Source organism: Neobacillus dielmonensis, from assembly GCF_000612665.1.
Classification (GTDB): Bacteria; Bacillota; Bacilli; order Bacillales; family Cytobacillaceae; genus Neobacillus; species Neobacillus dielmonensis.
On sequence record NZ_HG942050.1, the window covers coordinates 15614 to 40797 of the forward strand.

The following is a 25184-nucleotide window of genomic DNA, read 5'->3' on the forward strand; positions in this document are numbered from 1 at the left end:
CGTATCTACGGGTTTTTTTGGTTGTCAATATCAAAAGGATAAAACTTTTTTCAGAATAATAAGCAATTTTTTTTAACATTGCCCTTTAATTATGATATATTAATATTTAAAAATTTATAGAATTTTTTGGACAAAGGGGAAGGTGAAAGAATGGCAGCAATAGCGGCAACAAATGACAGCAGTCTTCCATTGCGTAAAGATGTGAAGTTATTAGGAAAAATGCTAGGGGAAATATTGATTAATCATGGCGGTACTGAGTTATTTGAAAAGGTGGAAAAAATCAGGCTAATGTGCAAGTCACTTAGAACCCACTTTGATAAAGAAATATACTCTGCCTTAAGAGAAGAAATTATAACACTCACTCCACCATTACGGGAGCAAGTCATTCGGGCGTTCTCCATGTATTTTCATTTAATTAATGCTGCCGAACAAAATCATCGAATAAGAAGGCGCAGACAATATCACCTTCAAGCTGATACCATCGTTCAGCCAGGTTCAATTGAGAGCGCTATTCTATCCTTGAAGGAAAACCATCTCTCTAAAGAAACAATCCAAAATGTACTGAATACCTTATCGCTTGAATTAGTGATCACAGCGCATCCTACAGAAGCAACAAAACGGTCAATTCTGGAAATACAAAAACGTATTGCAGATATTTTGAAAAATCTTGATCATCCATTGCTTTCAAGTAGAGAAAGGAAAAAACAAGAGGATGCGTTGTTTAATGAAGTTGCTATTTTATGGCAAACAGATGAGCTGCGCCAGAATAAACCTACGGTTTTGGATGAAGTAAGAAATGGGTTGTATTATTTTGACGAAACCCTGTTTGACGTCCTCCCGGAAATTCATCAGGAGGTAGCTGAATGTCTAGAGAAAAGTTATCCAGATTCTTCTTGGTCTGTGCCTAACTTTCTCCGGTTTGGTTCTTGGATTGGCGGGGATCGTGATGGAAATCCGAATGTCACTCATGAAGTTACGTGGGAGACTCTAGAACGGCAGCGGAGGCTTGTTCTTAAAAAATATAAACAAGTATTAGTTGAATTAATGAAAAGATACAGTCATTCGACCACCAGAGTCGGGGTTAGTGAAGAACTAATAACATATCTTTCGGAAAAGGAAGACCTATATGTAACTCCTGACAGGAAATGGCCAAATCAAGCTGAAGTGTACCGACGGGCGTTTGCCGTTATTATTGAACGGATTCGGCAAGTGGGGAAAAACGATAGAGGCTATCAATCATCAGAGGAATTATTAGAAGACCTTTATATGATCAAACGAAGCTTGAAAAACCATCATCCGTCTGCGCATGAATTGAAAATTATCCAGAAATTAATCAGGCAGGTTCAATTGTTTGGCTTCCATTTAGCAACACTCGATATTCGAAACCACAGTGGTGAACATGAGGCAGCCATAACTGAAATCCTCAAAAAAGTTGGTGTGACTGACCATTATGCTTCTCTGAAGGAAAACAAAAAGTGTGAAACTCTGGTAAATATTCTGTCAGACCCGAGACCATTGCTTTTATTGCATGAAGACTATTCCCGTGAAACACAGGAAATGATTAAAGTCTTTCAAACTATCAAAAAAGCCCATGAGGAATTTGGAAAACGTTCGATTTCTGTCTATCTGGTAAGCATGACGAAATCACCTAGCGATTTGCTTGAGGTTCTGGTTTTGGCGAAGGAGGCTGGGTTATATCGGCTTCATGCTGATGGAAGTTTAGAAAGTCACTTAAATGTTGCTCCACTTTTAGAAACCATCGATGATTTGACTTCTGGACCAAAAATCATGGAAACCTTGTTTAACATGCCTGTCTATCGCCAGCATTTAAGCATGATGGGAGACCAGCAGGAAATAATGCTAGGTTATTCAGATGGAAGCAAGGACGGAGGAACATTAACCGCCAACTGGAAGCTGTATAAGGCACAAATTGAAATTCATGATATGGCTAAGAAATATGGAATTGGTTTGAAATTTTTCCATGGACGGGGCGGTTCTTTCGGACGCGGCGGCGGACCATTGAATAAAAGCATCTTATCCCAGCCGGTTGAAACGATTGGTGATGGAGTAAAAATCACTGAACAAGGTGAGGTTTTATCTGCCCGGTATTTACTCGAGGATATTGCCTACCGCAGTTTAGAACAAGCTACCTCCACGCTGATTTTATCTGCAGCCCATGTTTCCAATGAAGGTGAATCTAAGCAGTTAAGAGAACATGAATGGGAAGAGGCTGTGGAGCAAATATCAGGGGCAGCATTGGCAAAATATCAATCGCTTGTTTTCCATGATCCAGATTTCCTTACCTATTTTAATCAGGCAACACCACTAAAGGAACTAGGGGAATTAAATATCGGTTCCAGACCGATGAGTCGAAAAAATCGGGATCGTTTTGAGGATTTGCGAGCCATTCCATGGGTTTTTGCCTGGACACAAAGCCGTCAACTTCTGCCAGGCTGGTATGCGGCGGGAACTGGATTAGAAAGCTTTGCAATCAAAAGTGGGCAAAATCTTAAATTGCTCCAGCAAATGTATGAAAAGTGGCCATTTTTCCAGGCCACGATCGATAATCTGCAAATGGCTCTTATGAAGGCGGATATTAACACCGCTAAGGAATATGTAACCCTTGTGGAGGACAAAGAGATTGCCGACCGGATTTTTACAAATATTTTTGAAGAGTATAATCGGACAAAAGCCATTTTGTTAAAAATAACGGGTGATACAGAATTATTGGACCATACCCCTAATATCAAGGATTCTGTTTATAGAAGAAATCCATATGTTGACCCGTTGAACTTTTTACAGGTTGAGTTAATTAAACAACTTAGAGACCAAGAAGAGTTGGATGAGGCTATTCTAACCGAAGTATTGTTAACCATTAGCGGCATTTCCGCAGGATTACGAAATACGGGCTGATACAAAACGCCATAAACTCATAAAAGTGAGTTTATGGCGTTTTCATTTTCCTGTCATTAGAGGTAGTGAATCATAATTATGAAAGTTTTATGAACTATCGTATAATGAATGGCTATTCATTCATTTTTCCGCGTGATTCGACAAAATACCCATAAAGGTCGTGTTATAGTTCTATACAGAAACGATTAGAAATTTGTTTGTGCATTTCTGAACAAGGAAAACGAGGAGGAATGAAAAGTGGCTGTAAAGGTAAAAACAGTTTTTGATAACCAGCATTTATCGGAAATGATTGATGTTCTTGCCACTAATAGTTCAAAGGCATTAGAGGAGTTTCGCTGTTATAACCAGCAAATGGTAGATGAAATTGTAAGGCAGGTAGCCCTAAAAGCATTGGAGAATCATAAGGATTTGGCAAAGCTGGCAGTCGAGGAAACTAAAAGAGGAGTATATGAAGATAAGGTCTTTAAAAATATGTTTGCAACAGAATGTATTTATAACAATCTTAGAAAAATGAAAACGGTCGGAGTGATTAATGAAAATGAAAATGAGGGTTATATTGAAATGGCAGAACCTGTTGGAGTAATTGCTGGTGTTATTCCTATAACCAACCCAACATCGACAGTTATTTTTAAATCTCTCATATCATTAAAAACACGCAACCCGATTATCTTTGCGTTTCCACGTTATGCACAAAAATGCTGTACTGCGGCTGCAGAGCTGCTTCGGGAGGCGGCAATGAAAGCTGGTGCCCCCGAGTATTGCATCCAATGGATTGAAGAACCGTCTCATGAAGCATTTCAACTATTAATGAAGCATCCCAAGGTATCCCTAATTTTAGCAACTGGGGGGCCAAATTTGGTGAAGGCTGCTTACAGTTCAGGTAAGCCTGCCCTTGGTGTGGGAGCAGGCAATGTGCCTTGTTACATCGAAAAAACAGCCAAAATCAAACGTGCTGTTAATGATTTGATACTATCTAAAACATTCGATAATGGAATGATCTGCGCCTCAGAGCAAGCACTAATTATTGATGAGGATATTTATTATGATGTAAGGCAGGAGCTAATCGATAATCATTGTTATTTTCTTAACGAACAAGAAAAACAACTGGTCGAAAGGATTGCTATTGATCCTAAGCATCATGCACTTAATCCGATGATTGTCGGTCTATCTGCTTACCAAATTGCGAAAATGGCGGGATTCAATGTACCTGTTCATACCAAAATTTTGATTGCGGAGTTAGCTGGCGTTGGTCCATCCTATCCGTTATCTTGCGAAAAATTAAGTCCAATATTAGCTTGTTACAAGGTTGATAGTTTTGCTAACGGGCTTATGATAGCCGAGCAAACACTTGAGTATGGTGGGCTAGGTCACTCGGCTGCCATCCATACGTCCGATCAAGAGAAAATTGATGCATTTTCCATTCGTATGAAGGCTGGACGTATTATCGTCAATACTCCATCCACCCATGGCGCAATCGGTGATATTTATAATACATCTCTGCCATCCTTAACGATAGGATGTGGAACATATGGAGGTAACTCTGTGTCACAAAACGTAGGAGCTGCAAATTTGATTAATATAAAAAAAGTAGCAAAAAGAAGAACGATGACACAATGGTTTAAGGTTCCATCACAAATTTTCTTTGAAAAAGACTCCGTTCAGACTCTTGCAGCGATCCCGGGAGTTTCCAGTGCTTTTATTGTTACGAGTGAAAGCAGCTTAAAATACGGTTTTGTTGACAAAGTCTTATATTATTTAAAAAAGAACTCAGCAGAAATCAGAATTGAAATCTTTTCAGAGGTAGAACCAGAGCCTTGTAAAGAAACTGTAATGGCAGGAGCCAAGAAAATGAATAAGTTTCAGCCCGACTTGATTATAGCGCTGGGTGGAGGATCTGTTATCGATGCAGCAAAAGCGATGTGGCTGTTTTATGAGCATCCTGAGACTGAATTTCAAAATTTAACACAAAAATTCTTTGACCCAGCAAAGCGAGTAGCGTTATTTCCATCTCTGAGAAATAGGGCCAGATTGCTAGCCATTCCTACCACTTCAGGTACAGGCTCTGAAGTCACATCATTTTCGGTTATTTCAGATGAACATAACAAGCATCCACTTGCTGACAGCCAACTTACACCAGATATAGCGATTATTGACCCGCAATTTGTAATGACTGTTCCAAAAACGGTTACGGCAGATACTGGAATGGATGTGTTAACTCATGCGATTGAAGCATATGTCTCGGTACTTGCTAATGATTATACAGACGGTCTTGCTTTAAAAGCAATTCAATTAGTTTTTAACTATTTGCCACGTGCATTTCACGACGGTACGGATGAATTGGCACGCGAAAAGATGCATAATGCCTCAGCCATAGCCGGAATGGCCTTCGCCAATTCCTTCCTTGGAATTAATCATAGCTTAGCCCACGTTCTAGGTGCCGAATTTCATATACCACATGGACGCGCAAATGCGATTATGCTGCCGCATGTCATACGGTATAATGCGAAAAAGCCGAACAAGTTTATGACATTCCCTAAATATGAATCTTTTATTGCCAATGAACGGTATGCGGATATTGCCAGGATGCTGGGTCTACCTGCTCAGACAGTTGAAGAGGGTGTAGATAGTTTAATTGATGCTGTATCTAAACTGGCAAAAGAGTTAGATATGCCTGCAAGTATTCGCCAAGCCGGTGTATTTCAACAGGAGTTTGAAACCAAAGTAAGAGAACTTGCAGAACGGGCTTTTCATGATCAGGATACCATTGCCAACCCAAAAATGCCGTTAGTAAGTGAATTAGAGGACCTCATCCGTCAGGCTTTTGAATAGAACTAAACAGCTGGAGGATAGAATTTGATTTCTACCATAAAGAATATATAAATATAATTATTAGTGCGATTTTAATAGACACAGGATATCGAATATTTTGTGAACAACAAGGATAGACCTTTGTGAAAAACATCTAACGGTGTTGATTTTTGTTGCGATTTGTCGATTCTTCGCTTTTAAAAGTTGGGAAAAGATGAAAAATGACTGGAGTTGTCGAAATCCGCTCGTTTACAAATTCTTCTTTTGAAACAATAATTTAAGTTGTTACAGCATCTTCCAAGTTTAATATAGAAGGTATCTGTTTTCTCGAGGCTGTAGAAAATTTAGGAGGGGAAGAGTATGGTGTACCAGCAAAAACCATGGCTTAAGTTTTACGATCCTAGAATTAGCGAGCATGTATCGATTGAATACGAATCATTATTCGACCTTTTAAGGCAAGCGGCAAATATACACGGAGATTACCCCGCGCTTACCTTTTTTGGAAGGTCCTGGAGCTATAAAGAAACGAAAATGATATCTGAAATGCTCGCTGCCTCTTTTTATCGAGTTGGATTTCAAAAGGGAGATCGCCTGGCCATTATGCTGCCAAACTGCCCTCATTATATTTTCAGCCTATTTGCTGCCTTCCGTTTAGGGGGTATTGCGGTACAAGTCAATCCGATGTATGTGGAGCGGGAAATAGAATATGTGCTCAATGATTCTGAAGCAGAGTACATGGTCGTTTTTGAGGCCCTTTATCCAAGAGTCAAACAGGTACAGCCAAAAACTAGGTTAAAAAGAATCATTGTCGTTGGGTTCGGCGAAAGAAAACTCCCACTAAGTGACGGTGACTTGTACTTCGAGGATTTTTTAACACATGATAACGTGTTACCTGAAACGGATATCAATTTTGCTGAAGATGTGGCACTCCTACAATATACAGGCGGGACAACAGGAGTATCTAAAGGAGTGATGCTGACGCATTATAATCTCCTAGCTAATATTATTCAGGTATGCGATTTTACTTATAATGCCGTCGATCAAAAGCCGGAAAACTTTAAAATAATCAGTGTGCTGCCGATGTTTCATGTTTATGGTCTTTCCTGCAACGCACTATCAGCCATACGAATTGGCTGTAACCAGCTCATTCTTCCGCGTTTTGAAGTAAATGAACTATTGGAGCTAATAAAACGGGAGAAACCTTTTCAGTTGACTGCTGTTCCAACAATGATTTTTGCTCTTAACAGTCATCCCCAATTAGAGGATAGCCAGATTAGCGAGATATTCTTTTTAAACAGTGGTGGCGCTCCGCTCCCGGTTGAGCAGGTGAAACTATTTGAAAGAAGAGCGGGAGTTCGGTTGTCCGATGGTTATGGACTTTCTGAAACAGCACCCTCGGCCATTTCTACACCACCGTTCCTTCCGAGAAAATTGGGGAGTGTGGGGATACCTTTGCCAGGTACCGAAGCAAGAATTGTCAAAGAAACCCCAGATGGTTATGAAGACGTGCCAGTGGGGGAAGCAGGTGAGCTGATCCTCAGGGGACCGCAAGTCATGAAAGGTTATTGGAAGCGTCCAGGAGATACAGAATCAGTGCTAAAGGATGGATGGCTGTTTACAGGAGATATCGCAAAAATGGACGAAGATGGCTACTTTTATATCTTAGACCGTAAGAAAGATATTATTATCGCGAGTGGTTACAATGTGTACCCTCGTGAAGTCGAGGAGGTACTGTACCAGCATGAAGCTGTGGAGGAAGCGATTGTTATTGGAGTTCCAGACTCCTATCGGGGCGAGACTGTTAAGGCGTTCATTAAATTGAGACCAGGTATGACCGTTACACAGGATGAGCTAATTGAATTTGCCAAAACCAATCTCGCAGCCTATAAGGTTCCAAAGGAAATAGAAATACTGGATGAACTTCCTAAATCCTCAGTAGGAAAACTTCTAAGAAGGATGATGAGAAAAGAAGAAGAAAAGGTCCATTGATTGGTAACAGAATTGCCATAGTTTATGTATAAATTTAGGATGACAAATCAGATAGCAAGGGGAGATTATTTTGACAGATGAAAAACACTACGATCCGTTCGAAGGCTATAAACGATTGGCCGGAATATGGGAAAAGCAAATGAATGGATTACTTTATATGATGACAGATAACCGTGAAACTGTACGGTTAATGAAGACAGGTTTGGATGCTCATTCGCGGTATATGGAGTTATTGAGAAAGAATCAAGAACTTATGGCTAGCTTCCTCAATATTCCAACGAAGAAGGATGTAGCGAATGCGGCAAAACTATCGATTCAAACAGAAGAAAAAATAGATCTTCTAGAGGAGCAAATTTGGAATATTCAGGATAGCCTAGGTCGCTTAAATCAAGAAAACGTGGAAATGTTGAGAGAAGTAGTAAGTATTATCCAACAAATGAAAACCGAGTTTCAACAGGCAGCCAGCCAAATGGCTGAAACGGAAAAAGTGAAAAAAGAACTTCAGGAACTTAAAGCTGGGCTTGTAGATATCAAAATTGTTCAAGTTCATCTTCAAGAATTACGGAAGGAAATTGACAGTCTAAAGGGAATCAAAACTGATTTGAAAAACTTGAAAAACAACAAGGAACTTTCCCAGATACAAAGTGACCTAAGGGAGTTGAAAGAGGAGACTGCCCAACTTTCTCATATAAGATTGGAACTAGGCACCCTAAAAGAATCGATTAATGGTGAGCAAGAACAAGGTATCAAAATGGACGAAGAGCTGGTTTTAGCAGCTGCCAGCCCTTCCAAAGGTTAATAGAAAGAGGGATGAATAAGAATGACTGTTAAAGCAAATGGGGCACCATTTATTCCAGGACTTGATTTAGAGAAGGAAGCAACGAGGTGGAATCAAGTTTTTAAAATTATGACCGGGCCTAAACCGGATATTATATCAACTCCCAGACAGAGCATCTGGAAAAAAAATAAATCAACCTTATGGTATCATCCTGCTAAGGACAAGAAATATGCAATTCCTGTTTTTATGGTTTACTCCCTTTTAAATAAATCCTATATATTAGATGTTGGACCAGGCAGCAGTGTGGTAGGGGGATTGACTGAGCAAGGCTATGATGTCTACCTTTTTGATTGGGGCTCCCCTGGATTAGAAGATAGTGATTTGACTCTGGATAGGTATATCCTAGATTATTTAGAAGCTGCTATAAAAAGGGCAATTCGTCATTCAGGGCAGGAGGGCATCTCTTTACTGGGCTATTGCCTTGGTGGTACTATTTCTGCTATTCTGGCATCTATTACTGACCTTCCAATCAAAAACTTAATTTTGGCAGCGGTACCGATTGATTTCAGTATCGGAATCGTCCCTGATAAGTGGTTAGAAGGTCTTCAAAGCGGAGAAGTAGACTTTAACCGTTTTTCAGATGCCTATGGAACCTTACCATCTGAGTTTATGTACTTAATGTTCCGCATGCTGTCCCCGGTATATAGTAGTCCTATGATAAACTTGGTTACTCGTTCGCATGATCAGGAGTATGTTGAAAAGTGGCGGCGGATGGATAAGTGGACGAAGGATACGGCATCTTTTGCCGGTGCGGCATTCAAGCAAATGTTTCATGATTTGTATAAAGAAAATAAGCTATTAAAGGGCGAATTAGTCATTGGTGGTAGACAGGTTAATCTTTCGAAAATTCAATGTCCACTGTTTGTTTTCTCTTGCTCGCGCGATACACTTGTTTTGGAGCAACAAAGTTTGCCTGTGTTGGACATGGTTGGCAGTTCGGATAAAACCTATGAAGTATTTGACGGAGGCCATGTTTCATTGGCTCTAACAGGTAAATTTGCTCAATTTGCCGATCAATGGCTTTGTACTCGTTCCCAATCTTAGCACTAATTGATCAATCAGTTGAAAAGCACCGGAAGCTAGCCCGCTTTTCCGGTGCTTCCCGATTATCCTACAGATGCCTGCTGATCCAAAAATGACCGTAATAAATGATTGAAATGTTCCTTTGCCTCCAGTTTGGCAAGATGACCGGTATTCCGAATAATGACAAATTTAGAATTTGGGATTTGTTTATGCATGCATGCCTGTATCCACACGGGTAGAACAGAATCATATTGACCACCAATAATTAAGGTGGGGATTTGTATTTTTCTTAGCAAAGTTAAATTGTTAACTTCAAGGCACGATTCTAGTGAGTCCAGAAAAATCTGGTGTTTTGGCTTAAACAATTGTTTGAAATTTGCGAGTGTATCACAATTCCAAGAGAAAAGGGCCATTTTTGCTAAATACTCCGTCTGATTGCCTGAAGCGGTTACAGCCTCAAATTTGGCTTTCCTATTTTCAAACAGAAACTTTTTGAATTTTTTGGGGAAGTAATGAAATGTGCTAACTAATATTAGAGAACTGCAAATAGAGGGTGACTGGCGGTAAATTTCTTGTGCAACGGCTCCACCCATTGACAAGCCTAGAATGTGGGCGCTTTCAATATTAAGTTCCTTCAATAATTGGATAATGTCAGTAGCAAAGTTATTAATAGTGATTCCTTGTGTTTTGTTACAATCTCCGTGTCCACGTAAATCTGGAATAATAAGTTCATAGCCTTCAGCTAATTCAAATTGATGCATCCAGCCCTCTTTTACTTCACCCAAACCATGGATTAACACTAATGGTACTCCTTTTCCAAAATGCAAATAAGGAATCCTCGTACTACTAATTTTCGCTTCTATCATTTTACACCACCTTTTCATTTTAATTAGTTTATAACCAAAGTAAAAAATTGTAAATATTTAACTTCAATTGTAATATTTATTAAAATAATTGACAATAAATTACTCATAGGTGTAAACTACATATAGGTGAGGTGATAAGAATATGGTAAACGAAGATAATCAAATTGTTACTCCTTCAAAAAATATTGTCCTACCATTTATTTTATTACTTCTTAGCAGAGTTTCTCTTCATGGTTATGAACTTAGCCAAAAACTAGAGACATTTGGCTTTAAAACCCTTGATCAGGGAAACTTGTACAGAATGTTAAGAAAGTTAGAAAAAGACGAGCTGGTTTCATCGGAATGGGATACTACTGGCACTGGGCCGGCAAAAAGAAAGTACGTTATTACAAAAGCTGGAATGAAATACTTAAAAGGGTATGCAAATCAACTAGAATCCTACCAATCGTTGTTAAATCAATTTTTTAACATGTATACCAGTTTCATTGAGCTCTATATCCCTTCATTTCAAAAGAAGGATTCAATAGAGAAAGTAAATAAAAGTAAGGGGAGGATTGACCATGGCACAGAAGAAAACTGATACGGCCACAGCTGCTGAGGAAAGAACAAATCCTGCAGTGGAAGAGGCTATAACCACAAGTAGGTTTGTAAACACATTCTGGGATCAATACGAGCTTTCTCGCGATCGTGCTGAGAAAATTCGTGAAAACAGGGAAGAGGCCTATCTTAATGTAATTAGGGAAGTTGCCAAATTCAACAAGCAATACAGAAAGACCATCGCAGGTCTGTATCAACAGACTAGAAAAACCAACAAAGAAGTAGTCGATGAAGTTTTGCAGCGTATCAATCGAGGCAAAGAAGATAGCCTAGGTGAGGCAACGCAAGCAAACAGCCGAGAAGCACTCAAAAAACAGATTACCGAGGTTTCTGGCCAATTAGAAAAAATTGCTCTCACACCAATTAAATCTGTATTTCAGATTGCGGACCAGGTGGAAGAAACCTTTGAGAAAACGGTTGCATCTAATCTTGAATTTTCCCGTCAGCGCAGGAACGCATGGAAACAAGTGAGGAAAGAATACGTCAAGGTTGCCAGAGATTTGCATATTAGTATGGTGGAACGTGGCAGAAACGGTGTTAAGGAACTTGTAAAAACAAAATAAACTTATTATGCATCTTAGGAGTATGAACATCATTGTATAATGTAATGGATTGTAATAAACGATAAAAACCACAACTCTTTCCAGGAAGAGGATGTGGTTTTTTTATTGCTGTTAATTTTTAATTTTATAAACCCCATTTATCATTAGATTGGGCTTAGTCACTATAAGAAAAGCATTGAATAGGGATATATGTCTATTGCACATTAGCATATAGGTGAATAGGATATAGTGAATTCGGAAAAGGAGGTATGGTAAATGTCTGGAGCAGCAGGCGGATATGGCGCAGGATTTGCCCTAATTGTAGTTCTGTTTATTTTACTGATTATCGTTGGGGCAGCTTGGGTTTATTAATATTTTAAAAATATAAAAGGAGGTAATGATATGTTTGGATATGGCGGATTTGGTGGATACGGCTTTGGCGGCGGCTGCGGCTTTGGTTATGGATATGGCGGCTTTGTACTAATTGTCGTCCTATTTATCCTCTTAATCATTGTAGGAGCAGCATGCTACTATTAATTAATAAATGATGCTTAATAAAAATTCCTATATGGGGCCTGACCTTCAAAAATACCTGGAACACTGAATAAGTAGTCCTAAGTAGTTAATTTGGGGGTCCGGCCCCTTTGCACATATTTATCTTTTTTTAGTTTGTAAGCGGTATAATTTCTGTACCGCGGACAATTTTTTCCACTTCGGAGCCTTCAATCGTTTCTTTTTTTAACAAAATGTCAACCAACTTCTGATAGGCCTGCTGATGGGTGCTGATTAAATTTTCAGCTCGGTATAGTGCTTTTTGAAATAGTTCCTGCATTTTTTCTTCTCTATCAAGCTTCTTAAAAGTTAATGAAAATCCATCTTCAAGCATCCCTATTTCAACCATGTGTTCAATAATTTGTTTTGCCTGTTGTACATCACCGCTGACACCAATGCTATGTTCGCCGAGAACAAATCGTTCCGCTGCCCCACCAGCCAAAATCATGGCTACCCGGTCCAATAAATCACTGGTTGTTGATAATTGCAGCTCCTTTTGGTTTGGAGCCACATAGCCAAGGGCTTCACCACGTGGGATAATGGTTGCTTTTCGAACTGAGTCTTGTTTTGTCAATGATGCAACAAGGGCATGCCCAGCTTCATGGATGGCTACCCGACGCCTAGTCTCTTGATCTGTTAGAGAACGGGATGAACTACCTAGTATGGTGCGATCGAGTGCAAAATCCAAGTCTTCCTTTTGTAACGCATCATGTCTATTTAAAACTGCACGTCTGCTGGCTGTTTCAAATAAAGAATAAAGGTCTGCTCCGGAAAGGCCAGAAGTGCTTTCAGCTAGTTGATCTAGTGCTGCAAGTGCATCTGGAGCCATAGATTTGCCTTTTGCATGGATATCGATAATTTCCTGTCTTCCTTTTGTGTCTGGGAGTGGTACATGAAAGGTAAAATCAATGCGTCCTGGACGCAAAAAGGCATCGTCGAGCATGTCTTTTCTGTTGGTGGCAGCAATAAATAGGATTCCTTCATTTGAAGTTCCACCATCAAGCTGTACAAGAAGTTCTGTTAAGGTCTTTTCGGCTTCTTCACCACCATGTGGCTTTCGTTTTCCAGCTAAGGCATCTACTTCGTCAATAAATATGACAGCGGGGCGCTCTTTTCTAGCTGCTTTAAATAATGAGCGGACACGACTTGCACCTACGCCGATAAATAATTCATTAAAAGCGGAACCACTGGCTGTAAAAAAGGTTGCATTCAATTCCTTGGCCATCGCTTGGGCAAGTAAAGTTTTTCCGGTTCCTGGAGGACCATATAGTAAGATGCCTTTTGGGGGGGTAATACCCAATTTTCGTGCCCGTTCCGGCTCTTTGATGATGGTTAATGTTTGCAAAATTTCTTGCTTCATTTCTTCCCCCAGTCCGCCTACATCCTTTAGATTAATCAATGGGAGCGGACGAGCCTGACTGACACTATTTTTCATGGTACGAAGACCAAAACCACCTTTGGATTTTTGTAGAAAGTATCCTACAATCGCGAGCAATAAAATAAAGCCGCCCATAACCCATTTACCGTAACGAGTGCTTGTAGAATAAGTGTAATCAATGTTGTACTTTTCTATTAATTTATCAATCACTTGACTGTTAGGAGGCACTTGGGAACGATATTGTGTATCACCTGCTTTTAGATACACTCGGCCATCCTGTTGTTCAGTTATCGAAACTGTTTTGCCTTCCTGCTGTTTAATAATTTTTTCAACGCTGGAGAAAGGGATCATTTTTATACTATTTATTGTTGTGTTTATATACCACGTTAAACCTGAAATTAAAAATATAAACACTGTAATCAGTGGAATTAATTTAATAACAGTTTTTTTACTTTTATTCATCTATGGAGCCTCCTTAAAACAGAGTACTATTCTATTATAAAGGCACTTCCAATAAAATGGATATGGTAATCAGTGGCAGTCTTTAAGGACACTTTCATTCTTTAACACAAAAAAACACTTACCTGGTAAGCGTTTTTAAGACAGTAATCGAAGATGCGGAAGAATGGGTGTTATTACACTTTGAGCCAGTGTACCAATGTTTACTCCAATACTGGATGCTTTACTCCATTTAAATACATGAACCTTATGATCTTTTCCTTCATACAAAAATAACAGCTGATTTTCTTCTTCTGCAACACCAATATTTCTGTAAGGAATATGATTTTGCTCGAGGACAATTTGAATTGCCTTTTGCAATAATTCGATGGTGGGTTTGTCAATTTGTGTAATGACCATATTGCCTCCTAAATTGTTATTACAATGCATAGATCCTACTGTTATTATAGTCTTTATCATTCTTAGTTAAAAGAAATAATCGCTTTGGGACAAGAGAAATATTGCAAAGTTATGGATTGAGAGATATGATTGATTTTATGGATAAAAAGATAACAAGTGATTAGAAAGGAAGACAAGATGGGTACCGATTTTAAACAAGAAGTATTATCCCGTCGAACTTTTGCGATTATATCCCACCCGGATGCAGGGAAGACAACCTTAACCGAAAAGCTATTATTGTTTGGTGGTGCCATTCGGGATGCTGGAACAGTAAAAGCAAAAAAAACAGGGAAATTTGCAACAAGTGACTGGATGGAAATTGAAAAGCAACGGGGTATTTCTGTTACTTCCAGCGTGATGCAATTTGATTATGATGGATTCCGTGTCAATATTTTAGATACTCCTGGACACCAGGATTTTAGTGAAGATACGTATCGGACTTTAATGGCCGTAGATAGCGCCGTTATGATTATCGATTCGGCCAAGGGGATTGAGGAACAAACTCTAAAATTGTTCAAAGTATGCCGTATGAGAGGAATTCCAATCTTTACCTTTATGAATAAGCTTGATCGGCAGGGGAAAACCCCGCTTGAACTCTTGGCTGAATTGGAGGAAGTTCTAGGTATTGAATCGTACCCAATGAATTGGCCGATTGGAATGGGTAAAGAGTTTCTGGGAATTTATGACCGATATTACCACCGTGTTGAACAATTCAGGGTGGAGGAAGATGAGCGCTTTATTCCATTAAACGAGGACGGGGAAATAGAGGGGGACCATCCGATAAAATCCTCAGGGCTCTATGACCAAACACTTGATGAAATTATGCTGCTTAATGAAGCAGGAAATGAGTTTTCTGCAGAAAAGGTAGCTGATGGTTCCTTGACACCTGTTTTCTTTGGGAGCGCGTTGACAAACTTTGGAGTACAAACATTCCTTGAGACATATTTACAATTTGCTCCACCGCCTAAACCAAGGAACTCATCAATCGGCGAAATTGATCCGCTTTCTGATCAATTTTCAGGGTTTGTATTTAAAATTCAAGCCAATATGAACCCAGCTCACCGTGACCGAATTGCGTTTGTGCGGGTTTGTTCAGGTAAATTTGAACGGGGAATGAGTGTTAATCTACCACGGTTAGGTAAACAATTAAAATTATCTCAATCCACTTCTTTTATGGCAGAAGAACGGAATACGGTAGAAGAGGCGGTCAGCGGTGATATCATTGGTCTGTACGATACTGGAACTTACCAAATTGGAGACACCCTGACAGTTGGTAAAAACGAATTTCAATTTGAAAGGCTGCCCCAATTTACTCCAGAGCTATATGTCCGAGTCTCAGCAAAAAATGTCATGAAACAAAAGTCATTTTATAAAGGACTTCACCAGCTTGTTCAGGAGGGAGCGATCCAACTGTTCAAAACGGTAAAAACGGATGAATATTTATTAGGGGCCGTTGGGCAGCTTCAATTTGAAGTGTTTGAACACCGGATGAAAACTGAATATAATGCAGAGGTCTTAATGGAGCGATTAGGTTCCAAAATTGCTCGATGGATTGAAAATAACCAAGTGGACGAAAATTTATCAAGCTCACGGAGCTTATTGGTAAAAGATCGTTATGAGAATTACGTATTTTTGTTTGAAAATGACTTTGCTCTCCGTTGGTTCCAAGAGAAAAATCCCAATGTGAAACTTTATAATCCTATGGATCAGCATGAGTAACCTATAAGAGTGGCGGGAGATTGCCGCCACCCTTTATATGGGGGTGGGAATTTCCCGCCACTCTTTGTTACCTGATTTGTATTGCGCTAATCAATATTTTAATATGATTAGCGCTTTTTTATTTGAAATATTTTTTTAACCCCCATAACCAAAATGCAAACTTCGTAACCTTTTAGTGAAAATGTCAATTACTTATATCCGGGGGAGAAGACTAATAAAGAGGAAAAACTACAAGGAGAACCTTCTCAAGCAGGCAAGGAAATATAAAAGTTAATAATTGAACAATAAGCGGAAAGATTGGCTAATATTGGATATCCTTTCAGCTTCACCTCTGTAAAGACCAAAGCAACTAACGTATGGTATAATTGGTCGAATAGAGGTGAGCAAATGCTAGGTTTATTGTTTTTGACCAAGAAGAAAAAGAATCTAGAGGAAACCGTCTCCTTAATTCAACAGGGCGACCAGTCCTTACTGAATGAATTAATTGAATCCTACAAACCTTTTATAGCAAAAACAGTTTCTTCTGTATGTAGACGATACATCTATGAAACGGATGATGAATTTAGCATAGGCTTGATTGCGTTTAATGAAGCAATTGAAAAATATTCTCCGGAACGCGGGAAATCGCTATTAAGTTTTTCAGAGGTCATCATTAAACGGAGAGTTATCGATTATATACGAAAACAATCAAAAAATCAGCATATTAGTATTGATATAACTAGTCCTTCATCAGAGGAAGAATCACCTGGAAGTGTTATTGTCAATGAGCTTTCCTTGGATGATTATAATAAAAAGAATGATGAACGGTTAAGGAAAGAGGAGATTCTCCGCTTTCAGTTACTCCTCGCTTCTTTCGATGTAAACTTTAGCGATTTGGTGGAGAATGCGCCGAAGCATGCGGATGCAAGGAAAAATGCTATAGAGACAGCGAAATTATTAGTGGAAAACCAAGAGTTAAAAAGGATACTGCTGGAAAAAAAACGACTCCCGATTAAACAATTAGAAAAATTAGTGGATGTTAGCAGAAAAACGATAGAACGGAACCGGAAGTATATTATTGCTATTGCCCTTATATTATCGGGGGATTTTGTCTATATGAAGGAGTATATTAAAGGGGTGCTGGAACCATGAAAAAAGGCATTGTGATGCAAATTGATGACGCATTTCTTACGCTGTTAACCCCGGAAGGTGAATTTTTGAGGGCAAGGAAACAGAATCAGCCTTATGAAATAGGGGAGGAAATTGCCTTTTTTCCCTCTGAAACAAAAACGACCAAGTTATCTTTATTAACAAGGACCAAATTTACGAGACCTATACTAATAACAGCTGCTGCTCTATTTATATTCATCGGTTCAGCCTTGCCTGTGTACCAGAATAACAAGGCTTATGCCTATATGTCGATTGACGTGAATCCTAGTATTGAACTAGGAGTTAATAAAAAAATGCAAGTTGTCGAAATAACTGGTTATAACAAAGAAGGCAAAAAGGTTGTTTCACATCTGGAACACTGGAAAAAGAAAGATGTTTCAGCAGTAACTAAGCAAATTATAGAAGAGATAAAAGCCGAAGGTTACTTAGACAATAAAAAACAAATTGTAATCTCCACTGTGCTTCCTGACCAATCGGAACAGAATTTAGAACATAAGCTAGAAGACAATTTGCAAGAGATTGAGTCGACAGTAAATAAACAACAGTTAGATTTAACAGTAGTATCAGGTACGGAAGAGGATCTTGCAAAAGCCCATGAACTCGGACTGACTACAGGAAAATACCAATTATCGCATAACAGTAAAGGGAAGAAAATAAAACAAGGCAATACCCAAATGAACATTCAGCAAAGCACAAATTCTACTCCTAATCAGGCAAAAAAAGAGTCAAAGGCACCTGGACAGGTGAAAAAACAAGCAGAAACAAACCTTTCTCAAGAACCAAGTGCTGCACTTAACGGAAACCAAAGTGATATAAAAAGAGACAAGGGCCAAACTGGAAGTGGCAAGGTCCCACCAGGGCAGGTAAAAAAACAACCAGAAACAAGCAGGTCTCAAGAACCAAGTGCTGCAGTTAATGGGAAAAAAAATGACAGTGGTAACGGACATCAAGTTCCAGCCGGTCAGGCAAAAAAACAAGCAGAAGCATACAGTTCCCACGAACCAAATACGGCAGTTAATGAAAAAAAAAATGACAACCGCGGTGGACATCAGGTTCAAACTGGGAGCGGCAAGATTCCTCCAGGACAACTCAAAAAGCAGAATTCTGGCAATAGTGCAAAGAATCATTAATACGAGTTCTAAATAAAATGAAAAAGTCCGGCTTTGCCGGACTTTTTTATGCCATCTATATTATTGTTGTGAAAACTGTCCAGAAAGATCTGCTTGGGCCTGTTGAACAAGTCTTTTGGTGATCTCTCCGCCTACTGAACCATTTGCACGTGAAACGGTATCGGATCCAAGTTGTACGCCAAATTCCTGCGCAATTTCATACTTCACTTGTTCCAAATACTGTTCTACACCAGGTACTAATAGTTTGTTCCTATTTGGCATGTCTATCACTCCTTATTGTATGAGAGGTTTTTCACTGTTAGATACTAAAATATTTCCTCGTAATTCATAAGTGGCAGAGATTCTTTCATAAGAGTTCCTAATCGCTGCCTCTACTAACATCAATGGTCGGATGCATAAATGGATAAGCCTTCGGTTTCCTTTTGCTTTCAAGGAGATCATGATTCTCCGAAGTATTCCAACCGATATCATTAGTCGGATGCACCCATTCATCACCAGACATTATGGCTGGGTCAGTCTCCTTTGACCAATTTTCCAAAGGTGAATTTTCAGATGAGTACTTGCTGTCACCAATTATGACGCCATATTTATTAACAAAGGGCTGTTCCATTTTTATACCTGTCCCTTTGAAACTGGGGGCATTGATTTGGTGAGGCATCGTTTCGTCCATACTGAGCTTCTCGGTTGTAGACTCTTTTTGTTCTTTTTTCAACCATTCTCACCTCTGTTAATATATTTTACGAAACATTGGATATTTATTTTAGTAAAATCAGCCAGCGAATGATAAACAACATTTTGTTTCACACTATACTTGTATCAAACATTCTTACAGGGAGGTTTCAAGATGGCAAAAAGAAAGGCTGAATATGACGCCGTGGACAAATACTCAAAAACTCCAAAGAAAAATATTCAGGAGAGTGAATTTTCAGCGGAGTTCACGAATGATGATAATGCCATCCGATTTCAAAACCGCAATTCCAAGTTAGGGAAAAAGGGAAGAAGTTAGATGAAAGGCCGCCGGAAAACCCCGCCAAGGATACCTGTTGAAGAAATTAGTATTGAATATGGCGATGTAAATGGTGTACCTCTCCGAGAAACTAAAGTAGGGAACAAACTCAGGAAAACAAAAAGAGGGTGACTAAAGTCACCCTCTTGAAAGCCGTTGATTTCCATTGTTCTTGGCTCTGTTAAACGAAAATGTTGATTTTTAACTCTTTGGGTAGAGCGGAAATCAACAGCCAAATTTAACAAATCTTACTTCTTTAAAAAAGAGAAAATTTTCGTGTTGGTATTAGCTGGGTCAAAGTAGGCCAATAGACAGGAAGGATGTTTAACAATCTGCCCTGTCAATAAATACGTTTGTAAATCAAAAGAAATCTCTTCAACCATGGTATGTTTGTATAATTCTTTTTCCTCTAGTCCAAGACGGACGAATTCATCCCCCAATATTGCCGGCCGTTCCACAATTTCCTTGTAAATGCTGTTTCGGCTTGTTTTATCATATGAGGCATTCCACCATGGTTTACGTGGTTTGTATTTATGGCTTTTAAAATAATCATATTTCATTAGTCCCAAAATAACCTCAAGTTCTGGGTGGTTTTTCTCCTCAAGAAATGACCAAAGGCGGCGGAATAAATCCTCCAGTTGGTGGCCAATTCTCGCCCATCCCTGCTCATCCCAATAAGAACCAAATTCTTGGAAAAAATCGAACGGTGATGTAAAACCCTTAGTCACCAGGTATTCGATAGCTGTATCCATGCGATGGTCATTCCAATATTTCTCTAATACATCTTCGACTTGTTTAATCCTGATGATGTCATCAAAAGAAAGCACATTATTACTTAATACCTCATACGGGGAATGGTCCATAAACACATATTGATGTTCATGCGCCCTCAGACGAACACCCGTACCGCGCAGCATCTTTAAGAAACCTAATTGCAATTCTTCCGGTCTTAATTCAAAAACATCATTAAAGGTTTTCCGGAAAGACGCATAATCCTCTTCTGGAAGCCCGGCAATCAAATCAAGGTGCTGGTCAATTTTCCGCCCTTCTTTTACCATGGTCACGGTTCTGGTTAATTTGGCAAAGTTCTGTTTCCTCATGACCAGTTCATTTGTATCATCATTCGTTGACTGTACGCCTATTTCAAAACGAAACAGTCCCTTTGGCGCTTCCTGATTGAGAAACTCAATAACCTCTGGCCGCATAATATCTGCTGTAATTTCAAATTGAAATACGGTACCGGGAAGATGTTCATCTATGAGAAAACGAAACATCTCCAATGCATAACTTCGGCTAATGTTGAACGTCCGGTCAACAAATTTAATCGTTTTTGCGCCATTTGCCATTAAATATCGGATATCTTCTTTAATTTTCTCACGGTCAAAATAACGGACACCGACTTCAATGGAAGATAAGCAGAATTGGCAGTTGAATGGACAGCCGCGGCTCGTTTCAATGTAGGTAACCCGTTTGTTTAAATGGGGAATATCCTCTAAAAACCGATAGGGGGACGGTAGTGTTTTCAGGTCTAGTTTATTCCTTTGTGGAGTTATTACAATTTCGTCATTCTCGCGAAATGCTGCCCCATAGACATTTCGATAGTTTTTTGATGACGATAATTCAGTAAGTAATTGCTTAAACGTTTGTTCCCCTTCACCGATGATGATAAAATCGATATTCAGATTTTTTTCCATCCATTCCATTGTGTCATAAGAAACCTCTGGCCCGCCAAGGACAATCGTAATAGAAGGATCAACCTTTTTTAGCAGGTCAATAACCTTTAATGTCTCCTCAATATTCCATATGTAACAACTAAATCCAATGACGGATGGCTTTTGCCGATAAAGGTCTGAAACAATATTCAGAATTGGATCTTTAATGGTGTACTCTTTTATCTTAATATCAAATTCAGGAGCGGCATATGCCTTTAGATATCGAATTGCAAGGTTGGTGTGGATGTATTTAGCATTTAATGTGGTACAAATAACATTCATGTTTAAGCCCCTTTTCCATTCTAAAACAATGAATAATTATAGCTGATATCTTCTAAAAAAGATAGCACTTGCGAATGCACCCAATGGTTTTTAAATAAAGAGGTTTATACATATTTCTGTTATACAACAATCTGTTGCTCTGTTATATTAATTTTTGCACTGTTGAACTCATGTCAAATAATTAGTTTTAGCAAAAAAAATAAAGTGTTATAAGATTTTTCTGCCGTTGTTTGACTTTTGTCACAGATAACGGCATGGATATACCTTACAATTGATTTTGGATAGTCAATTATATAATTCTTTTTCGTATATTGGGTTACGAATAGGGGGAGGGACACCATGTCAATTTTGCCGAAGAAAAATGAGTTGGGATTTTTTGAAATCCGTTTGGAATCGATTGGTGGTTTAGGTGCAAATCTAGCTGGAAAAATGCTAGCTGAAGCTGGCGTATTGGGTCTTGGATTAAATGGGGCGAATTTCTCTTCATATGGTTCTGAAAAAAAGGGGACACCAGTGAAAAGTTTTATCCGATTCTGTGAACCGGATATTGAGATACGCGACCATAGTCCAATTGAACAGCCTCATGTTGTGGGAGTATTCCATGAAGCTTTATATAAGACAGTGAATGTTGTCAGCGGTCTTGACGCTGAGGGAATTGTGTTAGTGAACAGTACAAGAGATTTTGATGATGTTAAAGGCGACTTGCAGCTTAAATATGGGAAATTGGCGATAGTAGATGCGTTAGGCATTGCAGTGGAAGAAAAAACAAAAGTAAACACAGCCATGCTAGGTGCCTTATTCCGGATTTGCGATTTCCTTGACCCAGAAACCATGAAACAGGTCATTACTAAGACATTCGAAAAAAAATACCCTCATTTAGTTGAACCAAACCTGAGGACCTTTGAACGCGGCTATAATGAGGTTCAGTTTAAAGCCTATGTTGTTCCGGATGATGCAGAAGGTAAAGCCTTTAAACGTCCGCTCCCAATGTTAGGATATATGACTCAAGAGCTTGGAGGGAGCATTCCTGCGCAGGCAAATAGTGTTTTAAAAGATTTAAGTGGATCACGTCAAGGGTTCCTGCCAGAGCTGAAATTAGAAACATGCATCAACTGTGCTGCCTGTGATAATGTTTGTCCAGATTTCTGTTTTGTTTGGGAAGAGGGAGAAGATAAACGCGGCAGGAAACAAATGTTTTTAAAAGGGATTGATTATCAATATTGTAAGGGCTGTTTAAAATGTGTAGAGGCCTGTCCGACAGATGCACTTGGTGACTTGCGTGAAATGATCGGTTATGCTGACGCTCATCGTGTGAAACAAAACTTTCCTTATGTAACAGGGGGGACTTTATAATGGCAATTTTAGAGAAAGACTTAACATCACCAGCTGTTGCGGAACAAATTTCCACATTCGAATCAGGGAATGAAATGGCTGCTATGGCCGCTGCACAAATTAACTATCACATTATGGGGTATTTCCCAATAACTCCATCCACAGAAGTTGCTCAATATTTGGACCAAATGAAGTCACGCGGGGAACACGATATTAAGTTGATCCCTGCTGATGGCGAACATGGATCTGCCGGGATCTGCTATGGGGCAGCTGCGACTGGTGCTCGAGTATTTAATGCGACGAGTGCCAATGGATTTCTATATATGATTGAACAGCTGCCGGTTCAAGCAGGGACGCGTTTCCCAATGGTGATGAACTTAGTAACCAGAGCAGTTAGCGGACCTCTTGATATTAGAGGTGACCATTCTGACTTGTACTATGGGCTAAATACAGGTTGGGTGATATTAACTGCAAGAACGCCTCAGGCAGTTTATGATATGAATATAATGGCGTTAAAGATTGCCGAACACGCAAAGGTACGCCTGCCGGTTATCGTGGCGTATGATGGGTTTTGGACTTCCCACCAAAAACGAAGAGTAAATTATTTTGCTGATCGGAAAGTCGTTCAACAATTCGTAGGCGAATGTCCAACCGATTACAACTTTATTAGAGACCCGCAAAAACCAGTGACAATTGGGGCTCATATGAATGGGGAAGACTTGATTAATAACCATTTCCAACAATCCGAAGCGATATACCAAGCTGGTGAAGTATTTAAAGAAGTGGCAGCTGAATATACTGCCTTATCCGGAAGAAATTATTCAGTACTGGATTTATACAAGATGGAAGATGCAGAAGTTGCCTTGTTCTTGCTAAACTCTGCGGCCGAATCCGCCAAAGATGTGGTCGATAAGCTTCGCAACGCAGGAATAAAGGCAGGGGTGATTAGCCCGAACATCATCCGCCCGTTTCCCGCTGCCGAAATTCGAAAGGCATTAAAAAATGTAAAAGCATTACTAGTAGGGGAACGTGCTGATTCTTACGGTGCTCATGGTCCGAACTTAACACATGAAATTAAGTCCGCCCTTCAAGATGATAAGGATAATAAGACGATTGTATTAAGTCGTGTATTCGGACTTGGCGGAAAGGACTTTTACCAAAGTGATGCCGAGGAATTCTTCAAAATGGCCATTGATGCGATGGAAAAGGGATATGCCGATCAACCATTTGATTATTTCGGTCACGTTCCTGGTAACCCGGAAAAAATACTAAAGCCGGTCATTGCACCTCAGCATGGGGAAGTGTATAAGTCTGGTTTAATTGAAGTGAAAATGAACGAAGAAACGAATAAGTTGCATGTGAAAATTCCACCGCTTAGAATGTTAACAACAAAACCAAAACGGCTTGCATCTGGACATGGAGCCTGCCCAGGGTGCGGGATTTTTGCAGGCCTTGAATTGTTCTTTAAGGGAATTGAAGGGGATATCGTTACCTTGTTCCAAACTGGCTGTGCGTATGTGACAACAACCGCTTATCCATACAGCTCACATAAACAGACGATGATGCATAATTTGTTCCAAAATGGAGCTGCTACATTATCCGGTACGGTTGAGGCGTTTATGGAATTAAAACGCCGCGGGGAAATTCAAGTTTCCGATGATGCGACCTTTGTTATGATTACTGGTGACGGTGGAATGGATATCGGTATGGGATCAGCAATTGGAACAGCCCTGCGCGGTCACAAGCTGATCATGCTGGAATATGATAATGAGGGTTACATGAATACAGGTTCCCAAATGTCGTATTCCACTCCTCTTGGACATATGACCAGTACATCTGGAGTTGGAAAAGCACAAAAAGGGAAAGCGTTCCACCATAAGGATACCGTGCAAATCATGGCAGCCACTAATATTCCTTATGTATTTACCGGTTCAGAGGCGTTTCCTCAGGACTTGGTGAAAAAGGGAGCAAAAGCCCAGTGGTATGCGCAGCATGTGGGACCCGTATATGGAAAGCTTCTGATTACTTGTCCGTTAAACTGGAAGTCCGATGACCGCTATGGGACCAAAATACTGGAACAAGCTGTTAACTCCTGTTTCTTCCCGTTATACGAGGTGGAGCAAGGAATCACGACAATTACTTATAATCCTGAAGAGAAAAATAAGCGTGTTCCGGTAACCGAGTGGTTCAAATATATGGGCAAAACAAAGCACCTGCTGAAAGAGGAAAACAGGCCATTACTGACTGAATTTGAAGCAGAAGTAGAAAAAAGGTGGCAGCGACTGAAAGCTAAACATGAAAACCTTTATTTGTAAACAGAATCAGTGAAATGAGAAAATGCAAAACTGCTAACAGTTTTGCATTCAGACTGTCGACAAAACCGAAGAAATTCGGTTTTGCCGACAGTCTTTTTTTTGCTCTTTTAATGGGGGCTGTTGATTTGCGCTCCAG

General features: G+C 39.6%; 21 protein-coding genes. 15 read left to right on the plus strand and 6 right to left on the minus strand.

Going from position 1 to position 25184, the window contains the following annotated elements; translation table 11 throughout:
* Positions 1-150 precede the first annotated feature (150 nt).
* From ppc to BN2425_RS07970, 5 genes are all read left to right on the plus strand, one after another.
* Positions 151-2913, plus strand: a complete 2763-nt coding sequence (gene ppc, locus BN2425_RS07950) for a phosphoenolpyruvate carboxylase (protein ID WP_042457347.1) — start codon at positions 151-153, stop codon at positions 2911-2913.
* A 237-nt stretch (positions 2914-3150) separates the two neighbouring features.
* On the plus strand, positions 3151-5742 hold the full coding sequence (gene adhE, locus BN2425_RS07955) for a bifunctional acetaldehyde-CoA/alcohol dehydrogenase (RefSeq protein ID WP_042457350.1): 2592 nt from the start codon (positions 3151-3153) through the stop codon (positions 5740-5742).
* Between the two features lie 339 nt (positions 5743-6081).
* Positions 6082-7710 carry a long-chain-fatty-acid--CoA ligase gene (locus BN2425_RS07960; RefSeq protein WP_052352807.1) on the plus strand — a complete coding sequence of 543 codons (1629 nt, stop codon included), beginning with the start codon at positions 6082-6084 and terminating at the stop codon, positions 7708-7710.
* Positions 7711-7780: 70 nt separating this feature from the next.
* Positions 7781-8509 carry a hypothetical protein gene (locus tag BN2425_RS07965; protein WP_052352808.1) on the plus strand — a complete coding sequence of 243 codons (729 nt, stop codon included), beginning with the start codon at positions 7781-7783 and terminating at the stop codon, positions 8507-8509.
* Between the two features lie 21 nt (positions 8510-8530).
* Positions 8531-9592, plus strand: coding sequence for an alpha/beta fold hydrolase (locus BN2425_RS07970; protein WP_042457353.1), 1062 nt, complete (start codon positions 8531-8533; stop codon positions 9590-9592).
* Positions 9593-9654: 62 nt separating this feature from the next.
* Here BN2425_RS07970 and BN2425_RS07975 read toward each other — a convergent pair whose 3' ends face one another.
* Positions 9655-10437 carry an alpha/beta fold hydrolase gene (locus BN2425_RS07975; protein WP_042457356.1) on the minus strand — a complete coding sequence of 261 codons (783 nt, stop codon included), beginning with the start codon at positions 10435-10437 and terminating at the stop codon, positions 9655-9657.
* A 142-nt stretch (positions 10438-10579) separates the two neighbouring features.
* Between BN2425_RS07975 and BN2425_RS07980 the strand changes: the two genes are divergently transcribed.
* The 4 genes from BN2425_RS07980 to BN2425_RS07995 all read left to right on the plus strand — a co-directional run bounded on the left by BN2425_RS07980 (position 10580) and on the right by BN2425_RS07995 (position 12113).
* The gene (locus tag BN2425_RS07980; RefSeq protein ID WP_042457359.1) at positions 10580-11017 is read left to right on the plus strand and encodes a helix-turn-helix transcriptional regulator; all 438 of its coding nucleotides are present in this window, start codon (positions 10580-10582) and stop codon (positions 11015-11017) included.
* A complete protein-coding gene (locus BN2425_RS07985) occupies positions 10998-11597 on the plus strand; it encodes a hypothetical protein (protein ID WP_042457362.1) in 600 nt (199 codons plus the stop codon). The genes BN2425_RS07980 and BN2425_RS07985 overlap by 20 nt, the downstream gene beginning before the upstream one ends.
* Positions 11598-11852: 255 nt before the next feature.
* Complete coding sequence (locus BN2425_RS07990; protein WP_074433023.1) at positions 11853-11948, plus strand: YjcZ family sporulation protein; 96 nt, start codon at positions 11853-11855, stop codon at positions 11946-11948.
* A gap of 30 nt (positions 11949-11978) precedes the next feature.
* Positions 11979-12113, plus strand: a complete 135-nt coding sequence (locus BN2425_RS07995) for a YjcZ family sporulation protein (protein WP_074433024.1) — start codon at positions 11979-11981, stop codon at positions 12111-12113.
* A 127-nt stretch (positions 12114-12240) separates the two neighbouring features.
* Here the strand turns inward: BN2425_RS07995 and BN2425_RS08000 are convergent, their stop codons facing one another.
* Both BN2425_RS08000 and BN2425_RS08005 read right to left on the minus strand, forming a co-directional pair.
* A complete protein-coding gene (locus tag BN2425_RS08000; RefSeq protein WP_042457365.1) occupies positions 12241-13968 on the minus strand; it encodes an AAA family ATPase in 1728 nt (575 codons plus the stop codon).
* Positions 13969-14103: 135 nt separating this feature from the next.
* The gene (locus tag BN2425_RS08005; RefSeq protein ID WP_042457368.1) at positions 14104-14364 is read right to left on the minus strand and encodes a hypothetical protein; all 261 of its coding nucleotides are present in this window, start codon (positions 14362-14364) and stop codon (positions 14104-14106) included.
* A gap of 177 nt (positions 14365-14541) precedes the next feature.
* Between BN2425_RS08005 and BN2425_RS08010 the strand changes: the two genes are divergently transcribed.
* The 3 genes from BN2425_RS08010 to BN2425_RS08020 all read left to right on the plus strand — a co-directional run bounded on the left by BN2425_RS08010 (position 14542) and on the right by BN2425_RS08020 (position 18401).
* Positions 14542-16122 carry a peptide chain release factor 3 gene (locus BN2425_RS08010; protein WP_042457370.1) on the plus strand — a complete coding sequence of 527 codons (1581 nt, stop codon included), beginning with the start codon at positions 14542-14544 and terminating at the stop codon, positions 16120-16122.
* A gap of 387 nt (positions 16123-16509) precedes the next feature.
* Positions 16510-17253, plus strand: coding sequence for an RNA polymerase sigma factor SigI (gene sigI, locus BN2425_RS08015; protein WP_042457373.1), 744 nt, complete (start codon positions 16510-16512; stop codon positions 17251-17253).
* Positions 17250-18401: an anti-sigma factor domain-containing protein gene (locus tag BN2425_RS08020; RefSeq protein WP_052352809.1), complete on the plus strand. Its 1152-nt coding sequence runs from the start codon at positions 17250-17252 to the stop codon at positions 18399-18401. Before sigI ends, BN2425_RS08020 begins: the two co-directional genes overlap by 4 nt.
* A gap of 60 nt (positions 18402-18461) precedes the next feature.
* On the opposite strand, the gene BN2425_RS08025 is transcribed toward BN2425_RS08020, so the two are convergent.
* Both BN2425_RS08025 and BN2425_RS08030 read right to left on the minus strand, forming a co-directional pair.
* Positions 18462-18662 (minus strand): alpha/beta-type small acid-soluble spore protein, encoded by a 201-nt coding sequence (locus BN2425_RS08025; RefSeq protein ID WP_042457375.1) that lies wholly within the window; start codon positions 18660-18662, stop codon positions 18462-18464.
* Between the two features lie 97 nt (positions 18663-18759).
* On the minus strand, positions 18760-19071 hold the full coding sequence (locus BN2425_RS08030) for a DUF3905 domain-containing protein (protein ID WP_042457401.1): 312 nt from the start codon (positions 19069-19071) through the stop codon (positions 18760-18762).
* A gap of 174 nt (positions 19072-19245) precedes the next feature.
* Here BN2425_RS08030 and BN2425_RS22710 point away from each other — a divergent pair, with 174 nt between their 5' ends.
* Positions 19246-19407, plus strand: coding sequence for a hypothetical protein (locus BN2425_RS22710; RefSeq protein ID WP_195891913.1), 162 nt, complete (start codon positions 19246-19248; stop codon positions 19405-19407).
* A gap of 248 nt (positions 19408-19655) precedes the next feature.
* Here BN2425_RS22710 and BN2425_RS08035 read toward each other — a convergent pair whose 3' ends face one another.
* Positions 19656-21401: a B12-binding domain-containing radical SAM protein gene (locus BN2425_RS08035; protein WP_042457378.1), complete on the minus strand. Its 1746-nt coding sequence runs from the start codon at positions 21399-21401 to the stop codon at positions 19656-19658.
* 339 nt (positions 21402-21740) lie between these two features.
* On the opposite strand from BN2425_RS08035, the gene BN2425_RS08040 reads away from it, so the two are divergent.
* Together BN2425_RS08040 and BN2425_RS08045 are read left to right on the plus strand one after the other, a co-directional pair.
* Positions 21741-22754 (plus strand): 2-oxoacid:acceptor oxidoreductase family protein, encoded by a 1014-nt coding sequence (locus BN2425_RS08040; protein ID WP_042457381.1) that lies wholly within the window; start codon positions 21741-21743, stop codon positions 22752-22754.
* Positions 22754-25048 carry a thiamine pyrophosphate-dependent enzyme gene (locus BN2425_RS08045; protein ID WP_042457384.1) on the plus strand — a complete coding sequence of 765 codons (2295 nt, stop codon included), beginning with the start codon at positions 22754-22756 and terminating at the stop codon, positions 25046-25048. The genes BN2425_RS08040 and BN2425_RS08045 overlap by 1 nt, the downstream gene beginning before the upstream one ends.
* Positions 25049-25184 lie beyond the last annotated feature (136 nt).

Excerpts from the sequence above, each read along its gene's own strand:
- ppc (WP_042457347.1), top strand. The coding sequence starts at position 151 with ATGGCAGCAATAGCGGCAACAAATGACAGCAGTCTTCCATTGCGTAAA.
- BN2425_RS07960 (WP_052352807.1), top strand. The coding sequence starts at position 6,082 with ATGGTGTACCAGCAAAAACCATGGCTTAAGTTTTACGATCCTAGAATT.
- BN2425_RS07970 (WP_042457353.1), top strand. The coding sequence starts at position 8,531 with ATGACTGTTAAAGCAAATGGGGCACCATTTATTCCAGGACTTGATTTA.
- BN2425_RS07975 (WP_042457356.1), bottom strand. The coding sequence starts at position 10,437 with ATGATAGAAGCGAAAATTAGTAGTACGAGGATTCCTTATTTGCATTTT.
- BN2425_RS07980 (WP_042457359.1), top strand. The coding sequence starts at position 10,580 with ATGGTAAACGAAGATAATCAAATTGTTACTCCTTCAAAAAATATTGTC.
- BN2425_RS07985 (WP_042457362.1), top strand. The coding sequence starts at position 10,998 with ATGGCACAGAAGAAAACTGATACGGCCACAGCTGCTGAGGAAAGAACA.
- BN2425_RS07990 (WP_074433023.1), top strand. The coding sequence starts at position 11,853 with ATGTCTGGAGCAGCAGGCGGATATGGCGCAGGATTTGCCCTAATTGTA.
- BN2425_RS07995 (WP_074433024.1), top strand. The coding sequence starts at position 11,979 with ATGTTTGGATATGGCGGATTTGGTGGATACGGCTTTGGCGGCGGCTGC.
- BN2425_RS08000 (WP_042457365.1), bottom strand. The coding sequence starts at position 13,968 with ATGAATAAAAGTAAAAAAACTGTTATTAAATTAATTCCACTGATTACA.
- BN2425_RS08005 (WP_042457368.1), bottom strand. The coding sequence starts at position 14,364 with ATGGTCATTACACAAATTGACAAACCCACCATCGAATTATTGCAAAAG.
- BN2425_RS08010 (WP_042457370.1), top strand. The coding sequence starts at position 14,542 with ATGGGTACCGATTTTAAACAAGAAGTATTATCCCGTCGAACTTTTGCG.
- sigI (WP_042457373.1), top strand. The coding sequence starts at position 16,510 with ATGCTAGGTTTATTGTTTTTGACCAAGAAGAAAAAGAATCTAGAGGAA.
- BN2425_RS08020 (WP_052352809.1), top strand. The coding sequence starts at position 17,250 with ATGAAAAAAGGCATTGTGATGCAAATTGATGACGCATTTCTTACGCTG.
- BN2425_RS08025 (WP_042457375.1), bottom strand. The coding sequence starts at position 18,662 with ATGCCAAATAGGAACAAACTATTAGTACCTGGTGTAGAACAGTATTTG.
- BN2425_RS08030 (WP_042457401.1), bottom strand. The coding sequence starts at position 19,071 with ATGGACGAAACGATGCCTCACCAAATCAATGCCCCCAGTTTCAAAGGG.
- BN2425_RS22710 (WP_195891913.1), top strand. The coding sequence starts at position 19,246 with ATGGCAAAAAGAAAGGCTGAATATGACGCCGTGGACAAATACTCAAAA.
- BN2425_RS08035 (WP_042457378.1), bottom strand. The coding sequence starts at position 21,401 with ATGAATGTTATTTGTACCACATTAAATGCTAAATACATCCACACCAAC.
- BN2425_RS08040 (WP_042457381.1), top strand. The coding sequence starts at position 21,741 with ATGTCAATTTTGCCGAAGAAAAATGAGTTGGGATTTTTTGAAATCCGT.
- BN2425_RS08045 (WP_042457384.1), top strand. The coding sequence starts at position 22,754 with ATGGCAATTTTAGAGAAAGACTTAACATCACCAGCTGTTGCGGAACAA.